Here is a 23,951-nt window from a genome sequence, read left to right as displayed (position 1 = left end):
AAAGGTGAGCGCAAAATGAGTTTGATGGAACAATTCCAAGCGAACTCGTACCTCTTCGGTGGCAATGCCCCCTACGTCGAAGAGCTGTACGAATCGTATCTTGATAATCCGGCTTCCGTACCGGACAACTGGCGCCAGTATTTCGACGCGCTGCAAAACGTTCCCGCTGTTGATGGTTCCAACGCCAACGACGTGGCTCACGCCCCGATCGTGGAGTCGTTCGCCCAGCGCGCCAAGGCCAATGCCTTCGTGTCGCACGCCGGTGCCTCCGACCTGGCCGTTGCCCGCAAGCAGGTTCACGTGCAGTCGCTCGTCGCCGCCTACCGCTTCCTCGGCGCACGCTGGGCCAATCTGGACCCGCTCAAGCGTCAGGAACGTCCGGCGATTCCGGAACTGGAACCTGCGTTCTACGACCTGACCGAAGCCGACATGGACAGCGTGTACTCGGCAGAGAACACGTACTTTGGTTTCGAACAAGCCAGCCTGCGCGATCTGCTCAAGGCGCTGCGCGACACGTACTGCGGCTCGATCGCCGCCGAGTACATGTACATCAGCGATCCGGTGCAAAAGCGCTGGTGGCAAGAGCGTCTGGAGAAGGTGCGTGCCACGCCCAACTTCACCGCTGAAAAGAAGAAGCACATCCTCGAACGCCTGACGGCCGCTGAAGGCCTCGAGCGTTATCTGCATACCAAGTTCGTCGGCCAGAAGCGCTTCTCGCTCGAAGGCGGCGAATCGTTCATCGTGGCGATGGACGAGCTGGTGCATCACGCCGGCGCCAAGGGCGTGCAGGAAATCGTGATCGGCATGGCTCACCGTGGCCGTCTGAACGTGCTGGTCAACACCCTCGGCAAGATGCCGTCGGATCTGTTTGCCGAATTCGAAGGCAAGCACGTCGACGACCTGCCGGCAGGCGACGTGAAGTACCACAAGGGCTTCTCGAGCGACGTTTCGACGACGGGCGGTCCGGTCCACCTGTCGCTGGCGTTCAACCCGTCGCACCTTGAAATCGTGAACCCGGTGGTCGAAGGCTCGGCCAAGGCCCGTATGGACCGTCGCGGCGAAGCCGACGCGGCCAGCGTGCTGCCGGTGCAAGTTCACGGCGACGCGGCCTTCGCAGGTCAGGGCGTTGTCATGGAAACGCTGAACCTCGCGCAAACGCGTGGTTACGGCACGCACGGCACGGTACACATCGTCATCAACAACCAGATCGGCTTCACGACGTCGGACCCGCGCGATGCGCGCTCGACGACGTACTGCTCGGACGTGGTCAAGATGATCGAAGCGCCGGTGCTGCACGTGAACGGCGACGATCCGGAAGCGGTCGTGCTGGCCATGCAACTGGCCCTCGAGTTCCGTCAGGAATTCGCGAAGGATGCCGTCGTGGACATCGTTTGCTTCCGCAAACTGGGCCACAACGAGCAAGACACTCCGGCAGTGACGCAGCCGCTGATGTACAAGAAGATTGCCCAACACCCGGGCACGCGCGCTCTGTACGTCGAAAAGCTGGTCACGCAAGGCGTGATCACGGCCGAGGAAGGCGACGGTTTCGTCAAGGCCTACCGCTCGGCCATGGACGACGGTCACCACACCATCGACCCGGTGCTCTCGAACTACAAGAGCAAGTACGCGGTTGACTGGGTGCCGTTCCTGAACAAGAAGTACATCGACAAGGCCGATACGGCCGTGCCGCTCGCCGAGATCAAGCGTCTGGCCGAGCGCATCACGACCATTCCGGCGAACTTCAAGGTCCACCCGCTCGTCGAGAAGGTCATCAACGACCGTCGCAAGATGGGTCTGGGCGAGCAGCCGCTCGACTGGGGTATGGGCGAACACCTGGCCTACGCCTCGCTGGTCGCATCGGGCTTCGCTGTCCGTCTGACCGGTCAGGACGCTGGCCGTGGCACGTTCACGCACCGCCACGCCGTGCTGCACGATCAGAACCGCGAGCGCTGGAACGACGGTACGTACGTTCCGCTGCAACACGTGGCAGACGGTCAGGCCACCTTCACGGTGATCGACTCGGTGCTGTCCGAAGAAGCCGTACTCGGCTTCGAATACGGTTACTCGACCGCTGAGCCGAACACGATGGTGCTGTGGGAAGGCCAGTTCGGCGACTTCGCCAACGGTGCGCAGGTCGTGATCGACCAGTTCATCTCGAGCGGCGAAGTGAAGTGGGGCCGCGTCTCGGGCCTGACGATGCTGCTGCCGCACGGCTACGAAGGCCAGGGTCCGGAGCACTCGTCGGCACGTATGGAGCGCTACCTGCAACTGTGCGCCGATACGAACATGGAAGTGGTTCAGCCGACCACGCCGGCACAGATCTTCCACGTGCTGCGTCGTCAGATGATCCGTCAGCAGCGCAAGCCGCTGATCGTGTTCACGCCGAAGTCGCTGCTGCGTCACAAGGAAGCCGTGAGCGACCTGTCGGAACTCGTCAAGGGCGGTTTCCAGACCGTCATCGGCGAAACCGACGCCACGATCGACCCGAACAAGGTCAAGCGCGTTGTGGCCTGCTCGGGCCGCCTGTACTACGACCTGATTGCTCGCCGTCGCGAAGAGAAGTCGAACGACGTCGCGATCGTCCGTGTGGAACAGCTCTACCCGTTCCCGCACAAGGCGTTCGAGAACGAGCTGAAGAAGTACGAAAACCTCGCCGAAGTGGTGTGGGCCCAGGACGAGCCGCAAAACCAGGGTCCGTGGTTCTACATCGAACACCACCTGCTCGAAGCCATGAGCGCCGGTCAGAAGCTGGCCTACGCCGGCCGTCCGGCTTCGGCCTCGCCTGCTGTGGGCTACTACGCCAAGCACTACGAACAGCTCAAGACGCTGCTCGATACGGCTTTCGGTCGCAGCCTCAAGGGCGCGACTGTGGTGCAGTAACCGGTTAGGTCTTACAGCGGTCGTCCTCCCCCAGGGACGGCCGCTGCCGTATTTCCGAATTGAACGTTTATCGAATCCAGGATCCAGAAATGGCCATTGTTGAAGTTAAAGTCCCCCAATTTTCCGAGTCGGTTTCCGAAGGCACGCTGCTCGACTGGAAGAAGAAAGTCGGCGAAGCATTCGCTCAGGACGAAACCATCATTGAAGTCGAGACCGATAAGGTCGTGCTCGAAGTGCCGGCACCCGCTGCTGGCGTGCTCGTCGAAGTGACCGCCAACGCCGGCGACACCGTGACGTCCGAGCAGATCATCGCCAAGATCGACACCGAAGCCAAGGCCGGCGCTGCCGCCCCGGTCGCTGCCAAGCCGGCAGAAGCCGCCGCTCCCGCAGCCGCTGCTGCCCCGGCCGCTGCCCCCGCAGCCGGTGGTGCTTCGGGCAACATCGCCAGCCCGGCTGCTGCCAAGGTGCTGGCCGAGAAAAACCTGTCGGCCGGTGACGTCGCCGGTTCGGGCCGCGATGGCCGCGTGACCAAGGGCGATGCCCTGGCTGCTGGCGCCAAGCCGGCCGCTGCTGCCGCTTCGTCGATCCCGGCACCGGCACAACGTGCCGCATTGCCGTCGGTGTCCGCGCCGGCTGGCCGCGACACGTCGCTGGAAGGCCGTCCGGAACAGCGCGTGCCGATGTCGCGTCTGCGCGCTCGTATCGCCGAGCGCCTGCTGCAATCGCAACAGACCAACGCCATTCTGACCACGTTCAACGAAGTGGACATGAAGCCGGTGATGGACCTGCGCAACAAGTACAAGGACAAGTTCGAGAAGGAACACGGCGTGAAGCTGGGTTTCATGTCGTTCTTCGTCAAGGCCGCTGTCCACGCGCTCAAGAAGTACCCGGCCGTGAACGCCTCGATCGACGGTAACGACATCGTCTACCACGGCTACTTCGACATCGGTATCGCTGTCGGCTCGCCGCGTGGTCTGGTGGTGCCGATTCTGCGCAATGCCGACCAGATGAGCCTGGCCGACATCGAGAAGAAGATCGCCGAGTACGGCAAGAAGGCTGCCGACGGCAAGCTGTCGATCGAAGAAATGACCGGCGGTACGTTCTCGATCTCGAACGGCGGTGTGTTCGGCTCGATGCTGTCGACCCCGATCATCAACCCGCCGCAGTCGGCCATTCTGGGCGTTCACGCCACGAAGGAACGCGCTGTGGTGGTGAACGGCGAGATCGTCATCCGCCCGATGAACTACCTGGCCATGAGCTACGACCACCGCATCATCGATGGCCGCGAAGCCGTGCTGAGCCTCGTCGCCATGAAGGAAGCGCTGGAAGATCCGGCTCGCCTGCTGCTCGACCTGTAAGCGTTAGCGCGCACTGCGCGGTGTTGCCCGGCCACGTTTCTCGTGGTCGGCGCGCCGCGCCTCCCCCTGCCGTCAACCTTCACTGAGTCTCAAAATGGCAAACAAAGAATTTGATGTAGTCGTTATCGGCGCCGGCCCCGGCGGTTATATCGCCGCAATCCGCGCTGCACAACTCGGCTTCTCGGTCGCTTGCATCGAGAAGTGGACCAACCCGGCCGGCAAGATGGTGCTGGGCGGCACGTGCCTGAACGTCGGTTGCATTCCGTCGAAGGCACTGCTCGCGTCGTCGGAAGAATTCGAAAAGGTCGGTCATCACCTGGCCGATCACGGTATCACCACGTCGGATGTCAAGATCGACATCGCCAAGATGCTCACGCGCAAGCAAGGCATCGTCGACAAGATGACGGGTGGTATCGAGTACCTGTTCAAGAAGAACAAGATCACGTGGCTCAAGGGTCATGGCAAGCTCGTCGCGAAGAACGACGGTGGCTACCAGATCGATGTGACGGGCGCCGAGAACGAATCGGTCACGGCCAAGAACGTCATCATCGCCACGGGTTCGAAGGCCCGCCATCTGCCGGGCATGCCGGTCGACAACAAGCTCATCTCGGATAACGAAGGTGCGCTCTCGTTCGACACCGTGCCGAAGAAGCTGGGCGTGATCGGTGCTGGCGTGATCGGTCTGGAACTCGGTTCGGTGTGGCGTCGTCTGGGCTCGGAAGTGACCGTGCTCGAAGCCATGCCGGAATTCCTGGCCGCCGCCGATGCCGGCGTGGCCAAGGAAGCCGCCAAGCAGTTCAAGAAGCAAGGTCTGGACATCAACGTCGGCGTGAAGGTCGGCGAAGTGAATACCGGCAAGAACAACGTGACGGTCAACTACGCGGACAAGGACGGCAAGGAGCACACGCTCGAAGTCGACCGCCTGATCGTGTCGGTCGGCCGCGTGCCGAACACGGACGATCTGGGTCTGGGCAACATCGGTCTGGCGACCGACGAGCGTGGCTTCATTCCGGTGGACGACCACTGCCGTACCAAGCTGCCGAACGTGTACGCGATCGGTGACGTGGTGCGTGGTCCGATGCTCGCGCACAAGGCCGAAGACGAAGGCGTGCTGGTGGCCGAAGTCATCGCTGGTCAGAAGCCGCACATCGACTACAACTGCATTCCGTGGGTGATCTACACCTCGCCGGAAATCGCATGGGTCGGCAAGACCGAGCAGCAACTCAAGGCCGAAGGCCGTGAGTTCAAGCCGGGTCAGTTCCCGTTCGCCGCCAACGGCCGCGCACTGGGCATGGGCTCGTCGGACGGTTTCGTGAAGGTGCTGGCCGATGCCAAGACCGACGAAATCCTCGGCGTGCACGTGATCGGCCTGAACGCTTCGGACCTGATCGCCGAAGCCGTGGTTGCGATGGAGTTCAAGGCGGCGTCGGAAGACATCGGCCGTATCTGCCATCCGCACCCGTCGCTGTCGGAAGTGATGCGTGAAGCCGCCCTCGATGTCGAGAAGCGTGCACTGAACAAGTAAGCTGCTTTACGCTTACCTGTACGAACAAAGGCGAGGCGACTCGCCTTTGTTTTTTCCCGATTTCCGTTGTTACTTTTGCCCCCCGGCGCCGGCTCGTCGCCGCACTGCATGAACGTTCGCGAATACTACCAACAAGAATTGGCCGAGCGCGGCTACAAGCCCGACGAAGCGCAGGAGCGCGCCGTCGAGCGTCTGCAGCAATGCTACGACGAATGGGCAGCCTACAAGTCCAAGCGCTCGAACACGTTGAAGAAGTGGCTCGTGCATCCGGACCTGCCCAAGGGTGTCTACCTCTGGGGCGGCGTGGGACGCGGCAAGAGCTTCCTGATGGACAGTTTCTACTCGGTGGTGCCGTTGCAGCGCAAGACGCGTCTGCACTTCCACGAGTTCATGCGCGAAGTTCATCACCAGTTGCAGGCACTCAAAGGGCTGCCAGATCCGCTGGACGAACTCGCCAAACGTATTGCCAAGCGCTATCGCCTGATTTGCTTCGATGAGTTTCACGTCTCGGACGTGGCCGACGCCATGATCTTGCACCGCTTGCTCTCCGAACTCTTCAAGAACGGCGTGCAGTTCGTGATGACGTCGAACTATCGTCCCGACACGCTGTACCCGGACGGCCTGCACCGCGATCGTGTGCTGCCCGCGATCCGTTTGCTTGAAGAGAAGCTCGACGTGCTCAATGTCGACGCCGGCATCGACTATCGCCGCCGTACGCTGGCGCAGGTGCAGGTCTATCACTATCCGCTGGGCAACGAAGCCAACCGTGCGCTGCGTGCAGCGTTCAGCGAGATTGCCGGTGTGCCGGACGAAAGTCCGCTGCTGCATATCGAACAGCGCGAACTCAAGGCGCTGCGTCGTGCGGGCGGCGTTGTCTGGTTCGACTTCCATACGTTGTGCGGTGGTCCGCGTTCGCAGAACGACTACCTCGAACTCGCCAATCGTTTTCACACCGTGGTGCTCTCGGACGTGCCGAAGATGACGCCGCGCATGGCCTCGGAAGCGCGTCGCTTCACGTGGCTCGTCGATGTCTTCTACGACCACAAGGTCAAGTTGCTGATGTCGGCGGAAGTGCCGGCGGAAGAGCTGTACACGGAAGGGACGCTTTCCAACGAGTTCACGCGCACCGTGTCGCGACTCGTCGAAATGCAGTCGCTGGAGTATCTGGAAGCGCCGCGTCGCGTGGTGGATACCTCGCTGACCTGAAGTCGTTCACCTCCTGTCGTTCGCCACGTCGGAGAACCCGATACAGGAGACGGCAGTAAGGCCGGCGAGGGGGCGCTTAGCGCCCCCGGTCCCCGCGATTGCGCTGGCGGGAGTCCTGCTGTGGCGGGGGAGGCGGCGGTTGCCGCTGCTCGCGGATATGGTTGTAGATGTCGCCCCGCAGGTCGCCTTGCGGCCGAACCTCCTGCTGTTGCGGTCGGGACGGTCCAGGCCGTGCCCCGCCATGATTGTCGCCGCGTCCGTTCGGACGATCGGCGGCCTGCGCGAACCAGCCCTGGAAGAATCGGCCGTCCGACGAAGATTGGGCCGCAGCGCCCCACGAGGCACCGGCCAGCATGACGCAACACAGTATCCGGACAAGTCGGTTGTGACGCACGATGCCACCTCCTTGTCGGTTGAACTGCCTTAATTTGCCGAAATCCCCGTTTGTCGTGCCCATGCCATGCCAGCCGGGTAGGCTGCTCAGCACGCCACGGCAAATGCGGCTACGCTTCGAGAGTAAAAGCGTAGAGGCCGACGTGCTGTAAAGATTTGTAAAGCAATGTAAGCCGATGGGGGCCGCGCGTAATACGTCGCCTACCATGCGCTGTTTTGAATGTCGGAGTCTTGCAATGCGTAAGCTTTCTCTGGTTGTTGTGGCCCTTGTTGTCGTACTGGGGCTGCTGTTCGGCACGCCGTATTACACCCTGTGGCGTGCGCGCGATGCCGCCAATGCTCGTGACGCCACCGCGCTGTCGTCGTACGTCGACTATCCGGCCGTGCGTGAAAGCCTGAAAACGAGCCTTCACGACGAGCTTTCCCGTCAGATGGACAAGCAGCGGGGCAACGCCTTTGGCGCGCTCGCCCTGGCCTTTGGTGGCTGGGTGTCCGATCGTGTGGTGGAAGCCCTGCTGACGCCAGAGGCTGTCGCTGCCATGTTGCGCGGTGACAGCACGGGACTGCCGCCGGCGCCGGGTGCGCCCGCACCGCGCGATGTGGCGCCCCCGCAAGCCGAATCCAGCGCGCCGCAGGCCGCACCTTCAGCTCCTCCGACGAATAGCGGTGGCGATGCGTCGGATGCCCCGACCACCGCGGCCACCCCGGAAAACCAACCGCCGCGTACGACCACGCGTACCGAGTTTCAGGACTTCAACCACTTCCTCGTGCACGTCTCGCGTAGCGACCGTCCGGAACGGGTCGTGACGTTCACGCTGACGCGTCGCAATGTTGTGCAGTGGCGTTTGACGGCCATCGCATTGCCGCCGCTCTGATCCCTCCAATCCCTCATCGACCCGCGCTTTCCAGCCAGCCGCGAACACCATCTTGAACTCGATTTTGAATGTGATGTCCTGGCGACGCCTGTGTGTCGCCGCCATGCTGACCGGCAATGCGCTCGTGGCCGCTGCGTCTGCCGACCTGTCGACGCCGGTCGGCGTGTGGCGCATTGTCGACGAGACGGGCGACCCGAAGGCGCTTATCACCATTACCGAAAAGGACGGCGAGATCGTCGGTGCGCTGACCAAGAGCCTTGGTCGGCCGGACGGGCTGGAGCGCCGCTGCAACGAGTGCACCGACGCGCGTCGCGGCAAGAAGCTGCAAGGCATGCAGATCATCCGTGGTCTGCACAAGGATCCCGACGGCGACGAGTACATCGGTGGGAAAATTCTTGATCCTGACAGCGGCAGCGAATACGGCTGCAAGATGCGGGTCGTCGAAGGTGGCAAGAAACTCGAAGTTCGAGGCTATTTCGGCATCTCGTTGCTGGGCCGCACGCAGACGTGGATTCGCGAGCAGTAGCGCCACATCCCCTACATCTCCCGGTAGATTGAGCGACGAAGAACCACGCGAGGTCACGCGCGATGGCACGACGCAGGCGCGGGTCGGCTAGAGGACTTCCTCAGCACGAGGCCACGCCTTTGGCGTAATCTTCAAAGCGACTCACGCGTGATATGCCGCATTCCCGGCGACGACGTCGAGTCCTACGACAATCAATTCCGTATCTGGGAGGATGACAATCATGAAGCAGATTTCGAACGCGACGTCGTGGCGACGTCTGGGGGCGCATGCGCTCGTCGCAGTGGCGTTGCTGGGTGGTGTCGCGAAGGCGGCGCTGGCTGCCGACGACATGTCACCGGTCGGTGTGTGGAAGACGATCGACGACAGCACGGGCAAGCCGAAAGCGCTCGTCACGATCTCGGAGAAGAACGGTGAATACGTCGGCGTGATCACCAAGGGCCTCGGCGAGAACGACGATCCGGCGCGCGTTTGCGAGAAGTGCACAGACGAGCGTAAGGGCCAGAAAATGCTTGGTATGGAAATCATCCGCGGCATCAAGAAGGACGGTGACACCTACGCTGGCGGCACCATCCTCGATCCGGAAAACGGCAAGGACTACAAGTGCAAGATGACCGTGACCGACGGCGGCAAGAAGCTCGACGTTCGGGGCTTCATCGGCATTTCGCTGATCGGCCGTACACAGACGTGGATTCGCGAGCAATAAGGCAGCAAGCGCTGCAAGCTTCTTAGACAAACGACTCAAAGACCCGGACGAGTTTTCGCCGGGTCTTTTTCATTCAGGGTACCGAGGCCGTTGGGATCAACGCGCAGGTGAGGCGGCGCGCGTCAAACGAGCCACGCTGGGCAAGCCATCGAACAACGAGTAGATCATCTGCAACATCGAATGCCGGGCGATGGCACCACGGATGCCCGTGGTTTTGGGCGCGGCGGGCGTTTCATGCGACGCATGGCGGCCGCGATGACGCGCGGCGGCCATCTGTGGCGGCTTGGCGGGCGGCAAGGCGATGCGCGTACCGATGGGGCGCGGAATCATGATCCGCGCGGCCCACGACACGGCATGACCGATTAGCGGTATGCGCGTTGCAACGCTCAGGCTGCTTCTCAACATCTCCTGAATCACCGACAGGAGTTCGCCTTCGACGTAATAGGCCTTCACGCGCGACCAGGCGGGAACGGCAGCATGCCGCGCCACGGTGCTGTTGTGAAGCCCTGCTGTGTCGAACGTGACCGCCGTTGAATGTCGTACCACGGACGTTTGCGCCGATGCCAGTCCGCCGCCCAGCGAGTGACCTGTGAAAACGAGCTGCTGCGGCGGGTAGTGACGCGCCAGCGATTTGGCCCAGTTGATGGCCTCTTCGTACTGTTTGGAACGCAACCCCAACGCCTGTCGGATGTTGTGCTTCCAGTCGACGAACGCGCGTCCGGTAATGCCCATCTCGGTGCCGCGATCCGCTGCGAGAAACCGTTCGCAAAGCTTGTCTTCGTACAGCGCGCCGAAGAAGCCCGATTGTTTCGGTCCGTTGTCGTCGTGCACGCTGATGCGTCGCACGCGTGTTGGCAAAATCTGTGGGACCGAGCGATCGAAGTAGACGTCGTGATTCACGAGGGCGGCCGTGATGTCGTTGCGTTGTTCGATCGTCGACGCGGGGAGGCTTGCGCGGCCTTTCGCTTCGATCAACGTGTCGAGTTCGTCGATGCGTTGTGCGACGGTGACGAGCTTCGCCGTCTGACACGCGGAATCGTGCGCGGCGCTGTCGCCGATGAGCGGTTGCATTTGCGCGAACACCTTGTCATAGGCCACCGATTCCAGACAACTGCAAGGACGCGACGCCGCATCCACTTCATCGCCTGAGGATGATCGCGATCCGGACGCTCGCGCCTCCCGCGTCGCATCTCGCCACGCTTGCGTCAGCGCACGCACACGCTCGGCCACCGGGTCGTTGGCCGTGTCGCTCACATTGGTGTGACGACCGGGTTCCGCGCGTCTTAGCGTATTGGCGAGTTGCAATGCGCGCCGCCGCTGGGCATCGAACGTGCGACGTTCCCTGGCGAAATCGGCCCATTGGGCAGGTGTTTCGCGCGCCGCGGAGTCGGTGTGAAGTTCGGATTGCGATGTATTTTCTAGTGACGGGTTGTGCGGATCGTTGGCGGAGCGAGTGAAGAGGGAAGAGGAGAAATGCGAAGGGCTAAACGCGCCGGACACGATGTGCATAAGGGCCTGGGGGACGACATAAAAGTCGAGCGATTCTGCGCGCGGCCTTGGCCCCCGGAAATCAAGAATGGCTCATTTGAAAGATGCGTCGCTGCCGTTCATGAAGATGCGAACCATCGCCTGTCGATGACGATGCTGCGATTCGACGGACGTCGAAAACGACAACGCCCGGGCAGTGTCGCTTCACTGTCCGGGCGTGGCCGTCCTGCACCGTCGTCAGGGCCTGCACCCTGCGAACGGTTCCCCCTCGCGATCTTCCGGCCGGGTGATTGCCTTTACCCCTTACGACCGGTGTCGATATATCGCTGTTTGGCTTCCTACGCGACTACTTCCCGCCTAAACCGCCGAGCAAACCGGTCACGGGGGCAAGCAGACCGCCTGCGCCGCCGGTGCTCCCCGATGCGCCACCTGCGAGCGACGTCAGCGGTGCAGTCACCGAACTCAGCAACGTCGTGACGGGGGCCAGCGGGTTGCTCGCACCGCTGCCGCCAGCACCTGTCGCGCTCGTTACGCCACCCAGCAGCCCGGTGACAGGACTCAGCGGATTGCTGCCCGATGCGCCGCTACCCGTCAGGCCGCCGAGCAGTCCGGTGACCGAACCGAGCGGATTGCCCGACGCACCCGACGAACCCGTCGCACCCCCCAGTCCGCCTAACAATCCGGTGAGCGCACCGAGCGGATTGCTGCCGCCGGTGGTCGTCGGCGTCACGGTCGTATTGCCGACATTCGCCAGCACGTTACCCAACGCATTCGCACTGCTGCCGTTCGTGCTGCCGGAGAGCAGACCGCCTGCGCTCGTGACCGTATTGCCCAGTGCCATCAGCGGATTGCCGAGACTCGCGACGACGGCGTTGGGTGCGGCTGCCTTCACCTGTGTACCCGCCGAATTCAACGCGCCGCCAAGTGTGCCGAGCAGGCCTGCAACGGGGGTGCCGAGACCACTGGCACCGCCGACGGTTTGCGTCGTCGTGACGAGCGTGTTCGTGATCGGCGTGATGGCAGATGAGAGCATCGAGGTCGCCTGAACGACTTGCGGGCTCGTGAGCGTCTGCGAGAGGGCTTGGCCACCGGTGACGACGCCCTGGCCGACGGTAGTGACCGCCTGACCCAGCACGCCCGTCAGCGAGCTGACAGGGGTATTGGCCAGCGGCCCGCTGTTGCCGATGCCGGCTACGCCGCTGCCGAGCGACTTGGTGGCGTTGCCGAGATCGGACACGACACCACCGGTACTCGCGAGGGTGGTGCCGACCGGATTCGCGCCGGACTTGCCGAGTTGACCGAGACCGTCGCCGACACCTTTGCCGAGATCGGAGACGGCGGTGCCCGTCTGCGAGATCGCCCCGCCGACGCCTTGCGTGACCTGCGGCGACACACCCGGAATCGTGGTGCCCGACACCTGATCGCCGACTGCGCTCACCACCGAGCCGACGGAACTCACGACACCGTTGCTGCTCGTGGTGGGGTTCGTCGGATTGACAGGGTTGGTCGGATTCGTCGGGTTATTGGGGTTTGTGGGATTGGTCGGCGTGTTGGCCGTCGCGCCGCTGCCGCCGCCCGAGCTGGAGCATCCGGTGATACCGATTACACCCGCCACAAGTGCTGTGAGCAACGTGGGACGCAGAATCTTCGACATGACGTATCTCCTTTCGGTACGGCGCAGTCCGCTTCGACCTGCTTGACCTGCGTCGACGGGGGCGGTCTTGGCGTTCGCGCGAACGCCGTCCGCTCATCCGCTGTTGGGCTTACGACTTCGATGCGTTGCCGCGTCCGTTCGACACGAGACCGGCGATGTCCTGATCGGCCTCGAAGCGCAGACGGAAGGTCTCGCTCTTGAGGGTGCGAATGCTCTGCACCAGGAAGTCGTGGATCGCAGCGAGTTCGCTGTGGTCGTACGCCGCGCTCACCGCAGTGAGTTCACGCGAGACGGACGACAGGAATTGTTCGATCTGTGCACACTTTTCTTCGATAGGGTGAATCATCACCATGCGACGGTCGTGCGGATTTTTCTCGCGCTCGACGAAGCCTGCGCGTTCCAGCCGATCGATGACGGTGGTGATGCCACCGGAGCTCACGCCCATGAGTTCGGCGAGCTGTCCTGCAGTGATCGATTCGAGTTCGAGAATCAGATCGAGCGCGTTCAGGTCGGTGACGTTCAGGCCGAGCTGTTCGGCGAGCGCCGCGTGATAGAGCGCCGTGTACACGGCCAGCCGCCGTCCGAGCGAACGGACGATACCGGCGACGAGATCGTTACGGTTCGTGTGTCGATCGCTCATGGTGCCGTTCGCTCCGTTCGTTGCATTGGTTCCATTGGAGCCGTTAGGCGAAGCGGTGCCGGACTCGGCGCCGTAAGTGTTATGGGTTTGAGAGGCACCGAAATGGTTGCTGGGGTTGCCGGTGTCGCGCATTGCCAGAGGTTCTGCGCCTTGCGGGGCGGATTCGCCATGACCGCGCATCAGAACGCCGGTATCGGAGAGAAAGCGGGCCATGGCATTTCCTTATCGTTTGTTGTTAGTTGTGACGTGGCCGGCGACGTACGGCTATGCGCCATGCCACGTCCTGAAGCGATTGCTAATTACTTGCCGATGCTGGCGACGCTACCCAGCAGGTTCGTCACCGGCTGGATGATCACCAACAGCCCGCCAGCGCCACCCGTGCTGCCACCGGCGCTGCTCGTCACACCCGAGAGCAGGCTCGTGACGGGGGCGAGCGGGTTGCTGCTACCGCTGCCACCGGACGCCGCGCCGCTCAGGCCACCGAGCAGGCTCGTCACAGGGGCCAGCGGGCTGCTGCTGCCGCTGGTGCCACCGAGGCCGCCCAGACCACCCAGCAGGCCGGTGACCGAGCCGAGCGGGTTGCCGCTGCTTCCGCCGCCTGCAGCCGTATTGCCGAGGCCGCCGAGCAGGGAGCCGAACGAGTTCGTCGAGCCGTTGGACGTCGGGCCGTTGACCACACCGCCGAGCGTCGAGACGGTTTTCCCGGTGGCGTCCACCGTGTTGCCCAGTGCGACCACCACACCGTTGTTCGACGTGCCGCCGATGGTCGTGCCGACCTTGCTGACGACACCGCCGACGGTGGTGATCAGGTTGGACACCGGACCGCCGAGGCCCGTGGTGGTGCCAACGGTGCGCGTGGTATCGGAGACCATGTTGGTGATCTGGTTGATCGGCTGCGACAGCGTCGAGGTCACTTGCCCGACCGGACCGGTCGTCGCCAGGGCCTGACCGAGGATCGCGCCACCGGCGATGCCGCCATAACCCACCGACTGGACGACGCCGCCGAGGCCACCCACCAGCGTGTCGACCGGCGTGTTTTGCAGCGGATTGCCCTTGGTGATGCCCTGGATGCCGCTACCGAGCGACACGCCTGCGTGGCCGAGATCCGTCACAGCCGGGGCGACGCCAGCGAGCGTGACGCCCACCGTGTTCGCGTTCGTTCCGGTCTGGCCGAGGCCGGTGCTGACGGCATTGCCGAGATCGGTGACGGCGTTACCCGTGCTCTTGAGTGCGCCGCCCATGCCCTGCGAAGTTTGTTGCGACACCAGCGGCAGTGGCGTGGTGGCCACCTGATCGCCCAGGGCGCTGACCACGTTGCCTGCCGAGCTGACCACACCGCCTGCGCCAGCGGCCGTCGTGCCGACTGCGTTCGGGGTGCCGGTCGTGCCGGCCGAGGTGGCACCGCTGCCGCCGCCGCCGCTGGAGCAGCCCGTGAGCGCGATGGCTGCGATGGCGGCCGAAGCCAGAAGGGTGCGTTGAAGTGCGTTGCTCATGATGTCTATCTCCCTTGATCGTTCTGAATATCGGCTGGCGGGGGACCGCTCAATGACGCCGTGTGTTGTCGCGAATTGCCTCAGGTACTGCTATTTCCATTTGAGAAACCGTGGCCGCTCGCTGTGATGCCGTTGTGCGCGTGCGGCGTGTGGGGTGAGCCGGATCCGGCCCGGCCCGGTCCGGTGCGTGAGCATCGGTGCGAGGGCCGGATCGCGGCGGTCACAAGCTGGCGGTGGAATCGCGCGGGTCATGATCGGTTCTGCCTGTCTGTCGTTCAGTCCGCTCGATTACTTCTTGCCGCCGAGCAGGCCGCCGAGCAAACCGGTCACCGGAGCGAGCGGGCCGCCGCTGTTGCTGCCGCCCGACGTCGCACCACCGACCGCACCCGTCACCGAGCCGAGCAGCGTCGTCACCGGGGCGAGCACACCGCCCGAAGCCGAGCCGCCGGCACCGCCCGATGCACCGCCAGTGCCTGCCGAGCCGCCTGCGCCCGCCGTGAGCGTGCCGCCGAGACCACCCGTCAGGCCGGAGACGAGGTTCGTGACCGGGGCGAGCGGGTTGCTGCCCGAGGCACCGCCCGTTGCGCCGCCGAGTGCGCCCGTCAAACCGGAGACGAGGTTCGTGACCGGGGCGAGCGGGTTGCTGCCCGAAGCACCGCCCGTTGCGCCGCCGAGTGCGCCCGTCAGGCCGGAGACGAGGTTCGTGACCGGGGCGAGCGGGTTGTTGCCCGACGCACCGCCAGCGGCACCGCCGAGGCTGCCCGTGAGGCCCGAGAGCAAGCCCGTGACCGGGGCCAGCGGGCCGGAACCCGTGCCCGTGCCGCCGCCGACCACACCCGTGAGACCGCCAAGCGCTGCGGAGAGCGGGGCGAGCGGGTTGGTGCTCGACGGGGTGCCGTGGACGAGACCGCCCAGGCTGGCCACCGTGGTGCCTACACCGGCGACGACACCGCCGAGGTCCTTCGCGACCGGGTTGTTGATCTGACCGCCAAGCTTGGTGCCCACGCCGGCCAGACCGCCGCCGACCGTGGCCAGCAGGCCGGCGACCGGCGTGCCGAGACCCGTGGCGTTACCGACCGTTTGCGTCGTGTTCGTCACGACCGTCGTGATCGGCGCGATGGTTTGCGTCAGGCCCGACGTCAGTTGCTGCACCGGCGAGCTGTTCACCGTGTTGGTCAGTCCGCCGCCGAGTGCGACACCGGCGTCGCCGACCGAGGTCACCACGCCGCCGAGCAGGGTGGTCACGCCGTTCACCAGCGCGACGTTCTTGAGCGGACCGGTTTGACCCAGACCTGCTACGGCGCTACCCACTTGCTGACCCGCTTGGCCGAGGTTGGTAACGGCACCCGTAACGCCGGTGAGCGTCGGGTTCAGTACGTCGTTGCTCGAGCCGAGCTTGCCGAGGCCGTTCGTGAGGCCGTTGCCGATCGACTGCACGGCGTCGCCGGTCTTTACGACAGCGCCGGACAATCCACCTTGCGTTTGCGAGCTGAGGACCGGCAGGTTCGTGGTGCCAAGGGTCGTGCCCAGATCGCTGACCGTTTTGCCGACTTGCGTCACGACGCCGGTGCTGGCCGTGCCTGCTACGACGCCGATCGGGTTGGTGGAGGCTCCCGTGCCGCCGTTGCCATTCCCGTTACCGTTGCCGTTTCCATTCCCGTTGCCATTGCCGTTACCGCTGCCATTTCCGTTGCCCGAACCGTTACCCGAGCCGTCCGGCACGGTGCCTGCACCCGAGCCGCCGCCGCTGCCGGTGCCGGCCGAGGTGCCGCTGCCGCCACCGTCGCCGAGCGAGCCACTGGTGCCGCCCGAACCGGAGCTGGCGCAGCCGGTCATCGTGACGACGGCGAGAAGAACGGCGGAAGCGAGAAGGTTGCGTTGGATGTTTTTCATGATGGTGTCCTCTGGTCTTTGTCGTATTCAGGCGAGCACGTTTTGCGCTGCCAGTCGGTTGTTCATGCGTTGTGCGATGAGTGCGAACAGGAGCGCGGTAACAGTTGCGCTATCGGGGCCCGTCATCGCATGGGCCGAATTCGTGTTGCTGCTGCGAGCGTTTGCCGCGTCGGTCGGTGTGGCGGTGGCGCGTACGCCACCGCCTTCTTCACCGCCCCTCCCTGGGCTTGCGCCTCTACGACCGGTGTCGGCCACAGCCTCGCGCTGCTTTGCCGTGATGCGTTGACGCTCTGCCGAGATGGCTGCTGCGCCGTACATCGTTTGTTTGGTATTGCCAACGATCATGGTGTCCCTCGTGATCTTTAGCGTTGCGATGCAGGGATATCTGCAAGAGGTGTGCCAACCTCAGATCCGGGGTTCGAATAAGCCTTCTAGTTTTTCCGGCAATCGGCTGAAAAGCCTGTATTTATTTGCGTTTCGGAAAACAAGAATCTTTTGGATCGAGATATCTCGACCGCGTGGAGGGAGTGGAAAGTCAGGGTTAACGCCATCGGGAAATGGCGAATAAGCGGCGAAACGACGTTCCCGTTACGGGGTTCGTTACGGGTAACGTAACGTAACGATTCGGATGTAACGGAACGAAAGGGTTACGAAAGGCGTGGAGAAAGGCGTAGTGCAAACGAATGAAGCGCAGCCGTGGAAATCAGGAGTAAAAGCGAATGCATCAAAACACCTCAGACGATATTCAGGTCTTCGAGCGATTCGGGTAATGCCTGATCGAACGTAATAGCGAGGAAGCCGTACTAATAGCTAAAGGCGCTGTGTCGTCGGGGGAGCGTGAGGCGAAGGGACGGCGCTAAGTGTCGCGTGGTGTGGGTGTGATCGCGTGATGAAACGCGATGAGTGCGTTTCGGAAAAGATGAATAGTTATTTAATTGTTCGCTGAAACTGCGCGTGAGGGGATTTCGCTAATGTGTGTGGCGTCGCACCAATCATGGTTTTCCCTCGCGCACGTTGTATTGCCTAGTTTTGGAGTATTGTTTGATCAACTTGTGTAACGTTTTCTTACATCCTCCGGGGTGATTGGAAGCAAGACTCTAGTTTTTGTGATTTAGTTTAAATTAGCATCAGAAAAAAATAGTACGTGGTGCAAAGGTTGTGCCAACAGCCAAGGAAATATTGGCGTACAACGTAAAAGAGGTTCGCGAGCCTTGCAGCGCAACGAACCCGAGGCCGAAGTCAAGAGTTGATCAGCGATATGGCGGGACTGTGTCGTCAAACCTTCGGGTGGATGACAGCCCTGCTGTGTGCCAACGGGCGCTTAGCGCCTTTTTGAGGGAGGGTGATATGAAACTCGGTAATCGTTTTCGTCTGTTTGCGCGCGACGAGCGTGGTGTGACGGCGCTTGAGTACGGCATCCTCGCCGCCATTGTCGCGGTGATCATCGGTGGCACCGTCTATACGAACCTGGGCACGACGTTCTCCTCCGTGTTCTCGAAGATCCAGTCGGCGGTTACGGCAGCAGGCGCATAAGGTTCACGTAGTTCGTATCGGAACAACGGCGCTTTGGCGTCACACAAGAAGTCGGCACAGGTTCCTCGCGTCTGCGTGTTGTAGCGAGGGATCGTGCGGACCAGAGATCAAATATGGGGAAGGGCGCAGGTTCACAGACAGGCGCCATTCGGGGTAGTGGGATGCAGTATTCGCGAGGAAGCGAATCATGCGAGCAAATCGAGTTGGGGCAAGCGGCCGACAGCACAGACTGTCGCGGCAAAAGGGTGTGACCGCGCTGGAATACGGCATTCTCGCGGCCATCGTGGCGGTCATCATCGGCGGCACTGTCTACACGAACATGAGCAGTGTGCTCTCGAGCGCATTCAGTACCGTGACGTCGGCGGCCACCTCGGCGGCATCGCATTGAGACGGCATCGGCGCTGATATGTATAGGCGGTCTGAGCGAAACCTGAAGCGAGACCTCCTGTGCTGACATTGCTGTGGCTGTTGTGTGTGCCGATCGTACTGACTGACCTGGTCGCACGGCGTATCCCGAATATCTGGCTACTGTCTGTTGCTGCGCCCGCGCTGGTCTGGATTGCGTGGCAAGCGTGGCACACCGGAACTCGCGTGCTATGGGTCCACGGACTGGGCGCACTTCTGGGATTGATCGTATTGCTACCTTTTTGGTGGCGAGGTGTGATGGCCGCAGGCGACGTCAAGCTGTTTGCGGTGATCGGGTTGATAGCGGGATACCCCGCGCTGTTGCCGGTGTGGTGTCTGGCCAGTGTGGCAACCGGGGTGCATGCGCTGGTGGTGCTCACCGGCCGTATGAAATGGCTGACACGGTGGCGCGAACGTTGGATGGCGTCAGGCGTGTGGCAACGAATTCTGCAGTGGCGGGCAGGGCGTGTGGGTTTGCCTTACGGGGCGTATCTGGCCGCCGCAGCGCTCGTGGTGCGATGAAGGCAGTGAGCGGATGAAGGTGTGAGGGCCCCGGCCGTAGGCAGCAGCAAGATCGCTGACCATCGCAAAGTAGGCGTGCATCAGAGGTGACGAGTGTTGGCGAAGCCAGCACCGTAATAACGGGAGGCGCGGGCGACGCCGCGCAAATTTGCAGGTTCATGCGTCGCCAGACACGGTCGAAAAGCGCCGTGCGCGACGGGGAGTATCGTCATGAAGCGGTCTGGGGCACGGGCAAATTCAGGGTTGCGATGCGTTCGGTCAACACGACCGCGCGGTGTCGCTGCTCTGGAATTCATGCTCATCCTCATGATCCTGCTGCCTGCCTTCTACGTCGCCGTCGCCTTCTCCATCAACATTCTTGCCCGGCAAATGCTCACACAGGCCGCCTCCGAAGCGGGCCGTGCGATGTTGCGCGCCGGCACGATGGCACAGCGTCAGGGCTACGCCACGACGGCGATCAATACCACGCTGACCTGGCCTTCGGCGTCGGCCGTCAGCGCGACGTTTCCGGTGGACGCCACGTATCCCTGCCCGGCGTCGGGGACCGGTACGGTGTCGCAATGCATCGTCCATGTGACGCTGACGCTGACTCAGCCGATGACGGTCAACTGGCCGGGGCTGGGCGCGCTGGTGCCGCAAACCGTGATCGGTACGGCGGCCGTGACGCTGGACACATCGACGTTAGGGGGGAGTTGAGCGATGGTTTGGATCGGTGGAACAAGCACGAAGCAAGCACGGGACAAGTAGGACAACGAGTGAGGCAACAGAAAGTCGCATCAGATTGATATGCCGCCGGCTCGCCGGCATTCCGCAAGTTGTGACTGAACGGCCGACAGGCCCCAAGCCATGAACAAAGCCACCAAGATTCTTGCTGCTGTGCTGGTTATCGTCGGTGTCGCGCTGGCGCTGTTCGCATTGCGTCTGGGAACGAACAATGCGCCTGCGCCGAATGCCACGCCCTCGGCGGTGACCCAAACGCTGACACAGCGCTTCCCGGCCGTGGTGGCGGCTAAGGCGCTTGCCCCGGGCAAGCCGATTACGGCCGACGACATCAAGATTGCGCAGTTCGACAGCCAGACGCCTAATGCCTTCGCCAACCCGGCGGACGTCGTGGGCCGTGTGCCGCTCGTCGCCCTCGCGGCGGGCGTGCCCGTGACGCAAAACACGCTGGCACGCGGGCTCGCGATGCAGCTCGCTCCCGGCGAGCGCGCCGTCGCCCTTCCCGTGACCGAGACGGTTGGCGTGAGCAACCGCATTCGCCCCGGCGATTTCGTGGACGTCTTCTTCACGATGAAGACGAATCAGCCGGCCGGCAGCCCGACGGTCGGGCTGGTGGACGACACGCAAGCGCGTTTGCTGGCGTCGCGCGTGCGAGTGCTGACCTACGGCAACGCGTCGCTCGACGACATCACGCCGCCACCCGCAGCGCCCACTGTCGCCTCCACGGTCGCAGCAGCGACGGCCAGTGCGCCGCCGCCCCAACAAGCGACCGTGCCGCAACCGCCGCCGATGCCCGCGACCTCGGCGGTCGTCGCTGTGCCGATCGAAGACGTCAACCGGCTCGTGCTCGGCGCGCAGCAGGGCAAGATCACGCTCGCATTGCGCAACCCGGCCGACGACACCAAACCCGATACCTCGCTGTTCCCGCCGACGCCGCCCGTACTCGTGAGCAAGGCCGGTCTCGTGGGCGACAACAAGGCCGCACTGAACTCGCCGGAGAACCAGGCCTACGCCGGTATCGCGACGACGGGTCTGGCGGGCGAGCCGCCGCGACGCACGGCGGCAGCACCCGCACCGCGTGCGCCGGGCGGCGGCGGTGGCGGGGGTGGCGGCACGGTCGAAGTCGTGCGCGGTGCCGAGCGATCCACCGCGTCCTTCTAACCCAACGCATCGCAACGATTTGAACTGAGTGACCTGAATTGAAGTGACGAGCAGATCCGGTGATGTTCGAGCGCGGGGGGCAACCAGTGCGACGAACACCACTTAACCGACACAGTGACCGATACAGCCACGCCATGATCAGAAGCCAGGTTCGCACTGCCAGACGAGAAACCAGACGTGTCACGGGAATGCTGTTTTGTTTTGCTGCGCTGCTCGGGGGGGGCGCGACGGTCGCGGTCCGGATGGCCGACGCCGCCGACACCGCACCGAGCGCAGGGGCTCGGTCGCTGACGCTCGCTGTGCACGAGCAGCGCGAATTGCAGGTGCCGGGCACGCTGGAGCGCGTGGCCGTTGCCGATCCGGAGATTGCGGACGTCGTCGTGCTCAAGGGTTCGGGCGGTCGTCGCGGCTCGGTGCTGGTCGTCGGCAAGAAGGCCGGTACGACACAGGTATCGACGTGGCCGCGCGGTGGCGAGGCCACCCGCTGGGAGATTCATGTGCAGGGCAACCTGCAAAGTGCATTGGGCGACTCCGGCACGGCGAGCGTCGACGCGCGCGGTAGTGCGGCGGTCATCAAGGGACATACGAATACGCTCATCGAACATAGCGGCCTGCAAGCGGCCGCGGTCGATGCGACGGGTAAGGGCGGGGTGGTGGTGGACCGTTCGACGGTCGGAGACACCGGCGTCGTGCAGGTCGACGTCAAGATCGTCGAGGTGAACCGCAACATCCTGAATCAGTTGGGGGTGGACTTCACGGCACAGCACAACTCGCCATCGGGCGGTTTCGGCGTGATTTCGACGCTGGGCACGGCCGCCTTCGGCAGCGGCGGCACCTCGACGTCGAACTTCGGATCGTTCTTCGGATCGATCACGCGAGGCGCATTCAACCTGTCGGCGAAGATCAACTTGCTGCAGTCGAACGGTTTGGGGCGCGTACTGGCCGCACCGTCGCTGGTCGCCCTGTCGGGACAAAGTGCGAGCTTCCTCGCTGGTGGCGAGTTGCCGGTGCCGCAGTCGGGCGGGTTGGGGACGACGACCATCGTCTACAAATCGTTCGGTGTGGGCCTGACGGTGACGCCGACGATTCTGTCGCCGAATCGGATTGCCCTGAAGGTCGCGCCGGAGGCGTCCGATCTTGACTACACGAATGCTGTGGTGATTGCGTCGACGCAGATTCCCGCGATCACGACGCGGCGTGCCGATACGACGGTCGAGCTGGGCGACGGCGAGAGCTTCATCATCGGCGGCCTGATTTCGCGCACGACGACCGCCGCCGTCGACAAAGTGCCGCTGCTGGGCGATCTGCCGCTCATCGGCTCGTTTTTCCGGAATCTGAAGTACAACAGTATCGAGAAGGAACTGGTCATCATCGTCACGCCGCATCTGGTCAAGCCGGTTTCCAGAGACGTGACGCTGCCGCTGCCGGGGGACACCCGGGAGAAGCGGCCGGGGCCTGTGTGGGGCGAGTATTTGATGGGCGTGGCAAGCGACAGCGAACTGCCGGGCTTCTCGAAGTGACCGAAGTGGCGTTGGCGCCGGATCGAAGCAGGTTCGATGGCGGCGCGGTGGTCTCGGGCGAAGCATCGGCGAAAGCCGGGTTGGGGTAGTAAGGAGTGCACAAATGAACGCACCGACGCGAATACTGGACACCATGACTGAGTTGCATCGCTTTCTTTTTTGCAGCGCACATGCCGGCCACGGACAGTGGCTCTCGGCGGCTTTGCGCGAAGAGGGCGTGGTGCTGCAGGAGGCCGGACGTCCGGCGCAGTTGCAGCAGCGCATCGGCGATCTCGATCCGCAGGTCGTGCTGCTCGACTTCTCGGGCGAGCCGACCGGTCATGCCGACGACCCGCCCGATGGCGGCATCGCGCAGGCGACGGAACTGGCGCAGATGCTCAAACGCGTCGCCCCCAAGCTGCCGCTGGTCGCCGTGGGTTCGATGGTCCGCGCCGACGGCATGAAGGCCGCAATGCGCGCCGGCGTCCACGATTTCATCGACATGCATTCGACGCATGAGGAAGCGCTCGAGGTCGTGCGTCGCGTGATCGATCACACGCCCACGGCAAGCGTAGCGGCGGCGCCTCAACGTCATGGCCGGTTCATCGTGTTGCTCGGTGCCCGGATCGGCGTCGGATGCAGCACGCTTGCGGCACATCTGTCGCAACTCGGTCAGGAAATGTCCGTCGGCACCGACCCGGACCGTGCGGAGAAGACCGCGAAGGCGGCCAAGGCCAACGCGAACAAGGACGACAAGTTCGACAGCTCGCTGCTCGGTCACGTCGCACTGCTCGATCTCGGGCTGCCTTCCGGCGACGGTCTGCTGTATCTCAACACGCAAAGCCAGTTCAGCTTCGCCGAGGCGGTGCAAAACCTGCGCCGTTTCGACGAAACGCTCGTGCACACGGCCGTTTCGCACGCGCCGAGCGGTCTGGCCGTGCTGCCGCTGCCGCTCGATCTGGGCGATATGCGCAGCGTGGCGGCGGCCGATGCGCTCGCGCTCACCGACCGCCTGCGCGCGTTCTTCGATCTGATCGTGGCCGACCTCGGCGGCTTCTCGAATCCGCAGTTCGTGGCGAGCCTAGTGCGCGCGGCCGACGAAGTGTGGCTCGTGGTGGACCAGAGCGTGGGCGCGATCGTCTCGCTCGCGTCGATGCTGCGCGATCTGGAGGAGAAGAGCGTCGAGCGCAGCCATCTGCACCTCGTGCTCAATCGTTATGACCCGCGTTACGGCATGGCGGCCGACCAGATCGCCAAGCGCTTCGACGTGCCGCTGCTCGCCACGCTGCCCGACCGGCCGCTCGCCATGCTCTCGGCCACCAATCAGGGCAAGCTGATCATCGACACGGCGCGCAGCGACCCGTATGTGCGCGCGCTGCAACCGTTGGTGGAACGACTGCTTTCCGCACAGCATGCGGGAGCCGCGTCGCACCGCCAGTCGTCGGGCTGGCTGGGCCGATTCATGGGAAAGCACTGA

The 23,951-nt window shown here is 63.5% G+C and carries 20 protein-coding genes; 14 read left to right on the top strand and 6 right to left on the bottom strand.

Annotated features, from left to right (window positions below):
* The first annotated feature begins 24 nt into the window (after positions 1-24).
* The 7 genes from PAQ31011_RS03730 to PAQ31011_RS03700 all read left to right on the top strand — a co-directional run bounded on the left by PAQ31011_RS03730 (position 25) and on the right by PAQ31011_RS03700 (position 9,466).
* Positions 25-2,880 carry a 2-oxoglutarate dehydrogenase E1 component gene (locus tag PAQ31011_RS03730; protein WP_373275315.1) on the top strand — a complete coding sequence of 952 codons (2,856 nt, stop codon included), beginning with the start codon at positions 25-27 and terminating at the stop codon, positions 2,878-2,880.
* 89 nt (positions 2,881-2,969) lie between these two features.
* Positions 2,970-4,238, top strand: a complete 1,269-nt coding sequence (gene odhB, locus PAQ31011_RS03725) for a 2-oxoglutarate dehydrogenase complex dihydrolipoyllysine-residue succinyltransferase (protein ID WP_039397811.1) — start codon at positions 2,970-2,972, stop codon at positions 4,236-4,238.
* A 94-nt stretch (positions 4,239-4,332) separates the two neighbouring features.
* Positions 4,333-5,763: a dihydrolipoyl dehydrogenase gene (lpdA, locus tag PAQ31011_RS03720; RefSeq protein ID WP_150574514.1), complete on the top strand. Its 1,431-nt coding sequence runs from the start codon at positions 4,333-4,335 to the stop codon at positions 5,761-5,763.
* Positions 5,764-5,871: 108 nt separating this feature from the next.
* Complete coding sequence (gene zapE / locus PAQ31011_RS03715) at positions 5,872-6,969, top strand: cell division protein ZapE (protein WP_150574513.1); 1,098 nt, start codon at positions 5,872-5,874, stop codon at positions 6,967-6,969.
* A gap of 629 nt (positions 6,970-7,598) precedes the next feature.
* Complete coding sequence (locus tag PAQ31011_RS03710; RefSeq protein WP_174989921.1) at positions 7,599-8,237, top strand: DUF2939 domain-containing protein; 639 nt, start codon at positions 7,599-7,601, stop codon at positions 8,235-8,237.
* A gap of 52 nt (positions 8,238-8,289) precedes the next feature.
* Positions 8,290-8,763: a DUF2147 domain-containing protein gene (locus PAQ31011_RS03705; RefSeq protein ID WP_246179323.1), complete on the top strand. Its 474-nt coding sequence runs from the start codon at positions 8,290-8,292 to the stop codon at positions 8,761-8,763.
* A gap of 220 nt (positions 8,764-8,983) precedes the next feature.
* Positions 8,984-9,466, top strand: coding sequence for a DUF2147 domain-containing protein (locus PAQ31011_RS03700; protein ID WP_150574511.1), 483 nt, complete (start codon positions 8,984-8,986; stop codon positions 9,464-9,466).
* Between the two features lie 96 nt (positions 9,467-9,562).
* Here PAQ31011_RS03700 and PAQ31011_RS03695 read toward each other — a convergent pair whose 3' ends face one another.
* The 6 genes from PAQ31011_RS03695 to PAQ31011_RS03670 all read right to left on the bottom strand — a co-directional run bounded on the left by PAQ31011_RS03695 (position 9,563) and on the right by PAQ31011_RS03670 (position 16,979).
* The gene (locus tag PAQ31011_RS03695; RefSeq protein ID WP_174989919.1) at positions 9,563-10,771 is read right to left on the bottom strand and encodes a Tle-like phospholipase domain-containing protein; all 1,209 of its coding nucleotides are present in this window, start codon (positions 10,769-10,771) and stop codon (positions 9,563-9,565) included.
* Positions 10,772-11,300: 529 nt separating this feature from the next.
* Positions 11,301-12,608: a collagen-like triple helix repeat-containing protein gene (locus tag PAQ31011_RS03690; RefSeq protein ID WP_150574509.1), complete on the bottom strand. Its 1,308-nt coding sequence runs from the start codon at positions 12,606-12,608 to the stop codon at positions 11,301-11,303.
* A 109-nt stretch (positions 12,609-12,717) separates the two neighbouring features.
* Complete coding sequence (locus PAQ31011_RS03685) at positions 12,718-13,461, bottom strand: MarR family winged helix-turn-helix transcriptional regulator (RefSeq protein WP_150574508.1); 744 nt, start codon at positions 13,459-13,461, stop codon at positions 12,718-12,720.
* Positions 13,462-13,547: 86 nt separating this feature from the next.
* Positions 13,548-14,741 (bottom strand): collagen-like triple helix repeat-containing protein, encoded by a 1,194-nt coding sequence (locus PAQ31011_RS26860; protein WP_150574507.1) that lies wholly within the window; start codon positions 14,739-14,741, stop codon positions 13,548-13,550.
* A 288-nt stretch (positions 14,742-15,029) separates the two neighbouring features.
* Positions 15,030-16,634 carry a collagen-like triple helix repeat-containing protein gene (locus PAQ31011_RS03675; protein ID WP_150574506.1) on the bottom strand — a complete coding sequence of 535 codons (1,605 nt, stop codon included), beginning with the start codon at positions 16,632-16,634 and terminating at the stop codon, positions 15,030-15,032.
* 27 nt (positions 16,635-16,661) lie between these two features.
* Positions 16,662-16,979 (bottom strand): hypothetical protein, encoded by a 318-nt coding sequence (locus PAQ31011_RS03670; protein WP_150574505.1) that lies wholly within the window; start codon positions 16,977-16,979, stop codon positions 16,662-16,664.
* 1,002 nt (positions 16,980-17,981) lie between these two features.
* Between PAQ31011_RS03670 and PAQ31011_RS03665 the strand changes: the two genes are divergently transcribed.
* The 7 genes from PAQ31011_RS03665 (at position 17,982) to PAQ31011_RS03635 (ending at position 23,951) form a co-directional block, all read left to right on the top strand.
* Complete coding sequence (locus tag PAQ31011_RS03665; RefSeq protein ID WP_046292265.1) at positions 17,982-18,167, top strand: Flp family type IVb pilin; 186 nt, start codon at positions 17,982-17,984, stop codon at positions 18,165-18,167.
* A gap of 247 nt (positions 18,168-18,414) precedes the next feature.
* Positions 18,415-18,555, top strand: coding sequence for a Flp family type IVb pilin (locus tag PAQ31011_RS03660; RefSeq protein ID WP_231965144.1), 141 nt, complete (start codon positions 18,415-18,417; stop codon positions 18,553-18,555).
* A 59-nt stretch (positions 18,556-18,614) separates the two neighbouring features.
* Positions 18,615-19,094: an A24 family peptidase gene (locus tag PAQ31011_RS03655; protein ID WP_150574503.1), complete on the top strand. Its 480-nt coding sequence runs from the start codon at positions 18,615-18,617 to the stop codon at positions 19,092-19,094.
* A gap of 210 nt (positions 19,095-19,304) precedes the next feature.
* Complete coding sequence (locus PAQ31011_RS03650; protein WP_150574502.1) at positions 19,305-19,790, top strand: TadE/TadG family type IV pilus assembly protein; 486 nt, start codon at positions 19,305-19,307, stop codon at positions 19,788-19,790.
* 150 nt (positions 19,791-19,940) lie between these two features.
* Positions 19,941-20,975, top strand: a complete 1,035-nt coding sequence (gene cpaB / locus PAQ31011_RS03645) for a Flp pilus assembly protein CpaB (protein WP_150574501.1) — start codon at positions 19,941-19,943, stop codon at positions 20,973-20,975.
* Between the two features lie 242 nt (positions 20,976-21,217).
* Positions 21,218-22,495: a type II and III secretion system protein family protein gene (locus tag PAQ31011_RS03640; protein WP_150574897.1), complete on the top strand. Its 1,278-nt coding sequence runs from the start codon at positions 21,218-21,220 to the stop codon at positions 22,493-22,495.
* Positions 22,496-22,598: 103 nt separating this feature from the next.
* A complete protein-coding gene (locus PAQ31011_RS03635; RefSeq protein WP_150574500.1) occupies positions 22,599-23,951 on the top strand; it encodes a CpaE/TadZ family protein in 1,353 nt (450 codons plus the stop codon).

This window comes from Pandoraea aquatica (assembly GCF_902459565.1).
Classification (GTDB): domain Bacteria; phylum Pseudomonadota; class Gammaproteobacteria; order Burkholderiales; family Burkholderiaceae; genus Pandoraea; species Pandoraea aquatica.
This window is presented reverse-complemented; position numbering and strand designations above follow the sequence as displayed.